This window comes from Microvirga massiliensis (assembly GCF_001006805.1).
GTDB classification, from domain to species: domain Bacteria; phylum Pseudomonadota; class Alphaproteobacteria; order Rhizobiales; family Beijerinckiaceae; genus Microvirga; species Microvirga massiliensis.
Window position 1 is genome coordinate 53,446 of sequence record NZ_LN811374.1, and the last position, 9,836, is coordinate 63,281.

The following is a 9,836-nucleotide window of genomic DNA, read 5'->3' on the forward strand; positions in this document are numbered from 1 at the left end:
TCCTCACGGGACATGATCGGACCTCATCTGTGCGCCGGCGAGGCCAGTATACCACTCGCGAGGGCAGAGCCGCGACGGCATCGCCGCCACTAATCTCGTCGTGGCCGCCAGACCGAGCGCGACTGGGCGCGCATGGTTACCGGAGATCGCGCATGGCGAAGGACGCAACTGCGCTCACGCCGCTCCGTAGAAATGGCGGTATTGCCACGCGGCATCGTTCCTCAACTGCTCCTCCGTCCAGGAACTGTCGCCGAACCGTGCAACCGAGAGCGGCGTCAGGTCGATTGGCGGCTCACCCTCGACGATCCAGGCCGCAAGAAGCTCGCCGAGAGCCGGGGAGATCGAGAGCCCAGCGACGTTACAGCCGCTCGCGAAGTAGAAGCCGTCTATGCCAGGTGCGGGTCCCAGGATGTGTTGGCCATCAGCCGTCATCGTCGGAATGCCGCCCCGATGCTCGCGCACTCCTGCCTGGAGCAGCACGGGCAATTGCACGCGCACGTCCTCGGCCGCCCGCCAGAGCACCTGGGCGTCGAGGGGCATATCCTTCATGTGGAAGCCGAGACCGAGCGCTTGCATCTCGAAGAAGCGGGGTTTCTCTTCGTAGACGCCCCACAGGAACCCGCCGTCGCACGGGCGCAGATACACCGCGGCATCCATGATCCGGACCATCGGCAAGTCCGGGCGCGCGCCCTCGACCGGTTCGGTGATGAACAGTTGCTGGCCTGTCGGGACGAGAGGAACGCGCAATCCGCTGGCCTCCGCGATCTCCCGCGTCCACGCTCCGGCGGCATCGACCACCACCGGCGCCAGAATGGTCCCTCGATCCGTCGCGACACCCGTTACCTGGCCCTGGTCGATGAGGACGCGAGTGACCCTGGTGTGAGGCAGGAGGATCGCACCGTGGTCCGCGGCGGAGCGCGCGAAGCCAACGGCGACCTGCGAGGGGTCGAAATACATGTCGTCGCCAACCCGCATGACCGCGCAAATGCCGTCGGGCCGAAGGAACGGGTTGAGACGGCTGGCCTCTTCCGGCGAGATCTGCGCCACGTCGAGACCCATGCGTCGGCCCCGGGCGACATCGCCCGCGATCACCTCCGTGTCCTGCGGCCGGCGCGCAACCTTCAGGCTGCCCGAATGCACCCAGTCCAGGGGCTGTCCGGTGTCGGCGGAAAACCGCCTGATCTTCTCGCAGGCGATCTTGATCAGGGTGATCATCAGGTCGCTCTTGCGGACGCAATTCACCATACCCGCGGCCCGGGGAGAGGTCTGTGAGCCGATATCATGCCGGTCGAGCAGCGCGACGCGCCTGCCTCGCTGCGCGAGATGGAACGCGGTCGAGGCGCCGAGTCCTCCGGAGCCAATCACGACGGCATCGGGCTGGCGGATCATGAGCCATTCCCCTGAGTCAAGGAGAAAGCAAGCTCCCATCGCTCCAGGCAGACAGAGTAGAACCCGCGTATCGATCGGCAACCCTGCCGGTCGGCTCAGGCCCTCCTGTGATCCAGGAGCCAGCGGCCGCAGGGTTCATGGCGGCCAGACGGGAGTTTCTGTCTAGGCCTGAGGCGCGAACCAAAACGCCAAGCATAATCCTCATGTGCGGCGCTCCGGACCTCCGGGCCAAGAGTCATCGCTCGTCCTCCGGTGTGAAGAAATCCTCGCGGATCGGGGTGTCGCCGAGCCCGAGCAGGAACAGGCCGCGGGCGAGGCCGACGTGGAGCGACAGTTCCCGGAGGAGGCGAACGATCGCGTCCGTCCCCGGGATGAGCGTGAGCAGATCGCGCCGAGTGCTCTGGGCGGACGAGCGGGCCATCAAGACCCCTCCGGCCTGCGGGAGGTCCCTATCAGCGGGCTCCGGCTCAGAAATTCAGTCATGTGTTCAGTGATCCGAACAACAGCCCACGACGTTCGGTGGGTGCAGCACTGAAGGTGCCGGCTCATTTGCACAGGCCCACTTTGCGCAAGCGAGCCCTGAACCGTTTAGATGACGAAATTCAGGATTACACCGCTGGTGCGGTTCGGCGGCACGCCAACGCGACCTGCTGGGTCTAAAACCATGCCGCCGGTTTCCTGCGCTGCGGCGTCGAGATCGCCAACTTCGAAAGTGACCGCCAGACCGCCTTCCTCCGTGAATGGCTCCAGCCACGCCTCCGGGTATCGCTGGCGGGCAGACGCCCTGTCGAGATACACAATGGCGGCCCGGTCGGGCGCGGGCTGAATCCTATAGCCGCCGTCCTGTTCCACGACGTCCGGCATGCCGATCAACTCCGAAAGCTCTGCCGCCGCTTTGGCGGGGTCATGGGCGAGCACCTCAAGGCACAGCAGCCGCCGCGCGGTGTTCGCGTGCTGCTGCAAGGCGGGCAGCCAGACCAGCTCTGGCGTGAGATGCTGGACGGCAAAGATGCGCATTCCGGCGGGAGCGCAGTCAAAAGGCCATTGAATGGTGCGGAACCGGGCCTCGCCCGTTCCGTCGCCGGGCAGGTCCACGGGCCGGCTGAAATCCTGGGGGCCCGTGATGGCAATTCCCCGTCGCCTCAGATCCGCTGCCGCCACTTCCACATCCCGGGCGCGCAGCCCGGCCCGCTCGATCCCCTCACGCCGCTCGAGAAGCGCACGGCTCGGCGCATTGTGCTCGGTCGGCGAGAGGATGCCCACAAGCTCCAGATAGTCCGGTCCCAGCATGATCGTGTGGTTTCCGGTGCCCCGGTGCGCAGAGTGCACTCCTCGAGGAGAGAGGGTGAACCCCAGAGCGGCCCACGTGTCACGCGCGCGATCAAGATCGCGGACGAGCACAACGACGTGGTCCACTCCGCCTAGCCCATCGATCATCACGGATGCCTTCCTGAGAATAGGCTCCTCCGAAGTTCTGAATGATGGCCCTACCCTGCACAAGGCTCCTGTCGTGATCTTGCGTGCGAGACCAATCGCTTTTCGGAGCCAACCGGGTGACGCAACGCGGCAGACCGTCTTCTGCAGAGCCATCACCCCGAGCCGCCGTCTCCGGCTCTCTCGTTCGACCGCCGGCACCCGCCGGATCTCCGGCGCATCTCCGCGTGAGGCTCTCGGCGGCTCCCAGGCTGACCTCGTCCCGTTGCTGCTCAAGTGGCTGGACCCCCATCCGAACCAGCAGCAGAATGCAGTGAGAGTCACGTTCCGAGGGACTCATGGGTCCGCAGGAGCACAGGGTTGAGCGGCGGCTGGCGGCGATCTTCGCCGCCGACGTGGCGGGCTATTCGCGCCTGATGGAGCAGAACGAGGTTGGAACGCTCCGGACGTTGACGGCCCATCGCGCGGTGATGGACCGGCTCATCGCCGAGCATGGCGGACGGATCGCCAACACGGCGGGCGACAGCGTCCTGGCCGAGTTCCCGAGCGCCGTCGATGCCGTCCAGTGCGCCGTCCTTGTTCAGGAGAGACTCGCCGCGGCGAGTGCCGGGCTTCCCGAAGATCGAATGCTGAAGTTCCGGATCGGGGTGCACATCGGCGACGTGATGGTTCGCAGCGGAGACCTGCTCGGCGATGGCGTTAACATTGCCGCTCGGCTCGAGCAGATGGCCGATCCCGGCGGGATTTGTGTCTCGGCTAAAGTCTACGACGAGATCGAGAGAAAGCTCGATCACCCCTTCGAATACAGGGGCGAGCAGCAGGTCAAGAATATCGCTCGGCCAATCAAGGTCTACGCCCTGGCAGGACCCGCCTCTACCGCCACTGAGCCCCGGTCGCTTTCCCTCCCCGAGAAGCCCTCCATCGCGGTCCTGCCATTCACGAACATGAGCGGCGACCCGGAGCAGGAATACTTTGCCGAAGGGATAGCCGAGGAGATCACGACGGCACTGGCGCGGCTGCGCGGGTTCTTCGTGATCTCACGCAACTCGGCCTTCACCTATAAGGGAAAAACCATGCACATCCAGCAGGTCGGGCGCGACCTCGGCGTTCGGTATGTTCTGGAGGGCAGCGTCAGAAAGGCTCGTGACCGGATTCGAGTGGGCGTGCAGCTTGCCGATGCCGTGAGCGGCCGTGAAATCTGGTCCGAGCGCTACGATCGCGCGCTCGTGGATGTTTTTGCACTTCAGGATGAGATTGCCGCGAGTGTTGTCGTCACGGTCGAGCCACAACTCTACTTTGCCGAGCGCGAGCGTGTACAACTGAACCCACCGGGACGGCTGGATGCCTGGGACTGTGTCATCCGCGCGCTTTCGCACATGTGGCTTCGAACGAAGGCCGACACCGAGGCCGCGCTCGCTCACCTGGAGAGCGCTCTGCGACTCGACCCAAAGTATGCACGTGCCCTCGGCCTGCACGCTTGGCTCAATCTCTGGCACGCTCACCAGGGATGGAGCCCGGGCGGGCTTGCCGGCGTTCTCCCGTCAGCCACGGAGCGGGCGCGGGCGGCGGTGAGCATCGACGGTGATGATGCCTGGGCACGTCTGGCACTTGGGTTCGCGCAGATGTTCCACCGCGAGCACGAGAGTGCGGTCGAGGAGTTCCGGGCGGCATTGGAGCTCAATCCCAATTTCGCGCTGGCCCATGCATGCCTTGGACTGACGCTCGCCTATGGAGGCAGGGGGCCTGAAGCGGTCGCTCAGGTCGAGCAGGCCATGCGACTCAGTCCGCGCGATCCCTTTGTCGCAATTTTCATCGGCGCGCGCTCGTTCGCTCATTTCATGGCGGGTGATTATGCGGCAGGCCTGGAATGGGGCCGTCGCGCCGTCCGCCAAAGCCCTGACTATGCGGGCCACTGGCGTGCCCTGGCGCTTTCTGCCGCTATGCTGGGGCACACGGAAGAGGCCAAGGCCGCCGTGGCGACGGCCCGGCAGCTCCAACCCGATTATTCCGTCGAGTGGGTCGAACGAGCTTCACCCCTTGTGCATGCCGCTGACCGTTCTCGCTATTGCGAGGTTCTAAGACCGGTCGGGTTGCCGGAATCCTGAGTTCACCGGAGGGCGAGAACTCAACTGGACCGCGCCAAATCGATTCCTGCGACTGGATCGAGTCTCCGGGTGGCCGGGGACGAGGAGCCCTCGAGCGCTGTCAAGGGCCAGTGGATTAACCGACCAACTCGTTGAGATTTGCACAAGCGGCTATCACTGGGTCTGCTCGGTGCGAATCTCGGGAAGATGCCAGACAGCATCTGGAGATTCCTGGGCTGATCCCTGTCCAGGAGCATGCCGACAGAAATCGAGTGAAACCGGCCAAAGCCTGGGCCGCCCGGGCTACTCACTGATCACCTGCATGGAAGGGATGAGCTTCGGTCCTCTCTCGCCCGTTCAGGTGGACTGGACGCCTTTCACAGCCCGCACCAGAATAGAGGCTCATACGGACTACCGAGCCCCTATGGGTCCGCAGGAGCATAGAGCCGAGCGGCGGCTGGCGGCCATCCTTGCCGCCGACGTGGTGGGCTCGTGTCGCCTCATGGAAGCCGACGAGGAGGGCACCCTCGCGGCCATCCGATCGATCCTCATGGAAATCATCGCGCCCGCCGCGGCTCGGCATCGGGGTCGCTTGGTCAAGACAACCGGGGATGGGGCGCTCTGCGAATTCGCCAGTCCGGTCGAAGCCGTTCTCTGCGCCGTCGAAGCCCAGGTGGCGATCACGGAGCAGGCGAATCCTCCCTCCCGGGATCATGATATCCAGCTTCGGATCGGCATCAACCTGGGCGATGTCATCATCAACGAGGACGGAGATGTTCTCGGCGACAGCGTGAACGTGGCCGTTCGGCTGGAAGGGGTCGCCGATCCGGGCGGCATCTGCATCTCGGGCAAGGTCTTCGATGAGCTTGAAGGCAAGCTGACCCTGCCCTTTGAGGACCGGGGCGAGCAGCACCTCAAGAACATCGCCCGCCCGATCCGGGTCTATGCTCTCAAAGGCGGGGATATGTCACTTCGCGAGCCGAAGGCAGCGCGGCCGAGCCCGAAACGAACCGACAGCCCCTCCATTGCGGTGCTGCCGTTTGCCAATCTGAGCGGCGACCCCGAGCAGGAGTACTTTGCTGACGGGATCACGGACGACATCATCACGGCCCTGACCAAGGCCCATTGGCTGTTCGTCACGGCCCGCAACTCCTCCTTTGCGTTCAAGGACAGGGCCATCGAAACGGAGCAGGTGGCACGGCGGCTGGGCGTTCGTTACATCCTCAGCGGCAGCGTGCGGCGGAGCGGGGTCCACGTCCGTATCTCGGCGCAACTCGTCGAGGCCGACACGGGCGCATCGCTGTGGGCCGAACGGTATGACCGCGATCTCGGGGATATCCTCGCGCTCCAGGACGAGATTGCCGAGGCGGTCGCCGGAGCCATCGAGCCCGAACTCCTCAAGAAGGAGGGGCAGCGCGGGGCCGAGCGCGCCCAGAGTCTGACCGCGTGGGACCTCGTCCGTCGCGGCATGTGGGAATTCCACAAGCTTAGACCCGAGTCGCATTGCCGTGCGCGGGAGCTTTTCCTCAAGGCCATAGAAGTCGAGCCCAACGCGGCCGATGGCTTTCTTTGGCTCTCTCGGGCAGAGACCGGTCTCGCCTTCTATGGCTGGACCGACGATCCTGAAGCCGAACTGAGAGATGGCATGGCCGCCGGGCTGAAAGCCGTGCAGCTTGATGAGCGGAATCCCTACTGTCACTACGCCGTCGCCGTCTCTCATGTGTTCGGTGGTGAGATCGAGACCGGCCTGCGTGCCGCGCAGCGTGCCCTGGCTTTAAGCCCGAGCTTTGCGCTGGCTCATCTGATCCTCGGCTCAGCCCACCTTCATGCCGGGCGTGCTCGGGAGGCCATCGAGCCCCTGGAGCATGGCCTGCGGCTGTCGCCGTTCGATCCCCAGAACTTCGCGTGGCTGTTTCTCCTGTCGCTGGCCTACGCCTTTGCCGGGGAGTTCGCGGAAGGGCTCAGCACCGCACGCCGCGCGCTTTCATTGCGCCCCGGCTGGATTCCGGCCCTGAAGGCGGCTGTGCTATGTGCCGTGGCGGTCGGCGATGTGCAGCAGGCCCGAGCCGCCGTATCCGAGATGCAGTCGAGCGGCGCTGAAGGCGACCTTCCCCGGATGCTGTCGAAGTTCAACCCGGCTTGGGTTGAGGAGATCGAGGCGGCTGTCCGTCACGTCACGAAGGATCGGGAACGGCCGTAACCGATTGGGCTCGGGGGTGCACAGCGGAGCGAGGCGCGCCATCCCCGGAACTGACAGAGACCTGCGCGCCCGCCCCGGTCCCGGCCTCTCAGGCCGGCGCCCGCTCCCAGGCGACGTACATCGCCTCCGTCAGGGTCCTGATCTCCCGCGAGATGCCGAACTCGTCCGCCATCGCATGGAGCCGCTGGGCACTGCCTTCATGGGCCAAGTAGGACCGAACGGCCTTAATCGCGTGCTGCCGAACGCCGCCCCAGCGGACGAGAGCGACCACGGTCCGTGCCTTGTCGGTGACCCGCAGGTGGAAGCCGTCGACGCACATTTGCTCAATGCCGATCTCGAGGTTGCGGGTCTGGCGCGTGCCGCGCGAGCGGATATTGACGCCCGCTGTGCGGGGCTTGATCTGCCTGCCCGCCGGGACGAGGACATAGTTGGCCGAAGGGATGTCATCGGTCCGGCCGTAGATCGTGCCCGCCGTGGGTCCCTGGAGCACGCCGCCGCTGATCTTGCAGGCGATCGCGTAGTCCTGCCAGCCGTGAGAATCCCTCCCGCGTTGCACGCAGAGGTTCCGGGCAACACGCACGATCTCCCGCGCGACCACGGAGGTGATGCATGACTTGTGGACCGGTGCCGGTCTCGAGGCCGTGGACACGCGGGAGATCACCGTGCAGCGGACGTTCGTGGATTTTGACGACTTCTGGAAGACCAACCTGAAGGCCGCTTCGCTTGGCCCTACCGTCACCGCGATGGCATCGGGAGACGTCGAGATGCTCAAGCGTCGGGTGCGCGCGCGCCTGTCTGCAGACGCCGACGGACGCATCACCTACAGGGCACGCGCGCATGCGATCAAGGGTCACCTCCCGAAGTAACTGAGGCAGCTCAGGGGCAACCTCGGTCATGGAGTGGACCCAAGGAACGTCCGCTTTTCAACGTTCTTCGGACCGTTTCCATCGCTGCGGATTTGGAGATCACCTGTGATCAGGACGAGCTTCAAATCGCTCGTTGTCACTACCGCCTCGCGAAAGTTTCCGCGGCGTCGAAGAGGCTGAATTCCTTTCGGATTATTCCCTTACCAGGCAACTGGCAGTCTTTGCTGCCGGCAGCCTGTGGCTGCCGCAGTTGCCCTCACGGCATCGCGGCAGACGGGCGCGGGCTCAGCTCGGTCTCGAGCACCATTTCATAGGGTGACGTGTCGATGGCCGCCGGACCGACATAGGGATGGCTGAGTGCCAGAATGAAGTAGAGCACGAGCCCGGTATAGGCCCCGTACACCCCCAGCATTGCGATGTGCAAAGGCGTCTCCGGGAAGACGAAGAAGAACAATACCGTAATGGCAAAGCCCGCCAGCGCCATCCACCAGAACAGGCCGGGGATGGCGCGGTGAAACAGCGACAGCCGGTCCCGCCTGTGTTCCTGAAGGGTGTCCATGTCCGAGATCATCCGATCGCGGAGCGCTTGCTGCCGCGGGCTGTCGGCCGGCAGGTCCAGGATGGCGGCATCGAGATTGTTGTAGGCCTGCTTGGCGGCCGTGCTGCCGTCGGGGTGCAGGCTCACCTGCCATTCCGTCTGCAACACGGCTCTGACATAAGCTGCAAGCTGGTTGATCAGGGCGTCCTCCTCGGGCCCGTTCCACTGGTCGAGCCGCAGCGCCACGTGCTCGAGGGCCGTGACCTCCTTGGAGGCCTGCTGCTGAAGGTCGGTATGGGTTGATTGCGCCTCCGCAAAGACGAGCGCCAGGATGAGGGCATGCACGGTTCCGACGCGGACCGCGACAGTCTCGGCCACCTCACGGGTCTTCGGGTTCAACTCCCTCGTCATGAACCAACGGACCGCCACGAGAGGCAGGACCGAGCACACGACCCCGGCCAGCACCGCCAGCCCACAGCCCAACCAGGTCGGCAACTCAAGAATAGCCGTCATCATGCCTCCCGGGCAGTGGCCGCTCATCCGGAACGGGCGACCGGGACCAGATGCGTCTCCCAGGCAGTCGGATGATTCGCCCGGGTGCAAGGCGATCGTCAGCCTAGCACCTCGACTGCCGAGATGGAGCAACGCCGGGTGAACCCTTCACCGGGAGTGCAGACACTACGGCGCACCGGCTCCACTTCTCCCGAAAATGCTCTAGCGTGCAGCATTCGGTCTCTTGCCGGATCGCGGCTGACTCGAGGGCAGATTGTCGTTCGCGACAGGGCTCGCGCAGCGAATGTCCGCCACGGCACCACGATCGAGCACAAGCATCTTTCTCAACACGCCATTCGTCCAGCCGAAGCCGTCCTGGCCCGGATATTCGCCACCGCCGGCGGCGAGCGAGGGATCGACCACGTTGTATTTTTCCATGAGCTTGCCGGTGCTGCGATAGGCGCTCACGACCCTGCCGATCCAGCGCCGCGCGATCGTTTGAGCAAGGGCTCTCTTGCCGTAATCGCTCAGACCCACGATCGCGATCCACTGCATCGGCGCCCAGCCGTTCGGCGCGTCCCATTGCTGACCCGACTGGATCGTCGTCGTCACGAGGCCGCCCGGCTTCAGGAGCCGGGCTCGCACGACCTCCGCGACACGATCGGCCTGAGCCCGGCTGGCGAGACCGAAAAACAGCGGAAAGAGACTCGCTGCGGTCACCCTCTCGGTCGGCCTGCCCTCGCGCCAGAGGTAATCGGTGTAGATGCCCTTGCCATCGTCCCACAGATAGCGCTGCACGGCGGCTTTGCGCAGCGCGGCACGGGCCCTGAGCT

Annotated in this window: 9 protein-coding genes; 3 read left to right on the forward strand and 6 right to left on the reverse strand. The window is 65.0% G+C overall.

Translation table 11 applies throughout. The features are described from left to right. Positions 1–174: 174 nt before the first annotated feature. The 3 genes from BN1233_RS40900 to BN1233_RS40910 form a co-directional block, all read right to left on the reverse strand. Positions 175–1,389 (reverse strand): NAD(P)/FAD-dependent oxidoreductase, encoded by a 1,215-nt coding sequence (locus BN1233_RS40900; protein WP_046869419.1) that lies wholly within the window; start codon positions 1,387–1,389, stop codon positions 175–177. A 235-nt stretch (positions 1,390–1,624) separates the two neighbouring features. Then, positions 1,625–1,810: a hypothetical protein gene (locus BN1233_RS40905; protein ID WP_046869420.1), complete on the reverse strand. Its 186-nt coding sequence runs from the start codon at positions 1,808–1,810 to the stop codon at positions 1,625–1,627. Between the two features lie 167 nt (positions 1,811–1,977). Further along, the gene (locus tag BN1233_RS40910; protein ID WP_052764137.1) at positions 1,978–2,826 is read right to left on the reverse strand and encodes a VOC family protein; all 849 of its coding nucleotides are present in this window, start codon (positions 2,824–2,826) and stop codon (positions 1,978–1,980) included. Positions 2,827–3,161: 335 nt separating this feature from the next. Between BN1233_RS40910 and BN1233_RS40915 the strand changes: the two genes are divergently transcribed. Together BN1233_RS40915 and BN1233_RS40920 are read left to right on the forward strand one after the other, a co-directional pair. Further along, positions 3,162–4,928, forward strand: a complete 1,767-nt coding sequence (locus BN1233_RS40915; protein WP_046869421.1) for an adenylate/guanylate cyclase domain-containing protein — start codon at positions 3,162–3,164, stop codon at positions 4,926–4,928. 310 nt (positions 4,929–5,238) lie between these two features. Next, the gene (locus BN1233_RS40920; protein WP_187144491.1) at positions 5,239–7,107 is read left to right on the forward strand and encodes an adenylate/guanylate cyclase domain-containing protein; all 1,869 of its coding nucleotides are present in this window, start codon (positions 5,239–5,241) and stop codon (positions 7,105–7,107) included. An 88-nt stretch (positions 7,108–7,195) separates the two neighbouring features. Here BN1233_RS40920 and BN1233_RS40925 read toward each other — a convergent pair whose 3' ends face one another. Further along, complete coding sequence (locus BN1233_RS40925; protein ID WP_147707833.1) at positions 7,196–7,687, reverse strand: hypothetical protein; 492 nt, start codon at positions 7,685–7,687, stop codon at positions 7,196–7,198. Positions 7,688–7,712: 25 nt separating this feature from the next. Here BN1233_RS40925 and BN1233_RS40930 point away from each other — a divergent pair, with 25 nt between their 5' ends. After that, positions 7,713–7,973 (forward strand): hypothetical protein, encoded by a 261-nt coding sequence (locus tag BN1233_RS40930; RefSeq protein WP_046869423.1) that lies wholly within the window; start codon positions 7,713–7,715, stop codon positions 7,971–7,973. A 256-nt stretch (positions 7,974–8,229) separates the two neighbouring features. Here BN1233_RS40930 and BN1233_RS40935 read toward each other — a convergent pair whose 3' ends face one another. Both BN1233_RS40935 and BN1233_RS40940 read right to left on the reverse strand, forming a co-directional pair. After that, the gene (locus BN1233_RS40935) at positions 8,230–9,027 is read right to left on the reverse strand and encodes a bestrophin-like domain (RefSeq protein WP_046869424.1); all 798 of its coding nucleotides are present in this window, start codon (positions 9,025–9,027) and stop codon (positions 8,230–8,232) included. Between the two features lie 198 nt (positions 9,028–9,225). Continuing rightward, positions 9,226–9,836 (reverse strand): trehalase family glycosidase (locus BN1233_RS40940; protein WP_046869425.1); only part of this gene is annotated, 611 nt, incomplete at its 5' end.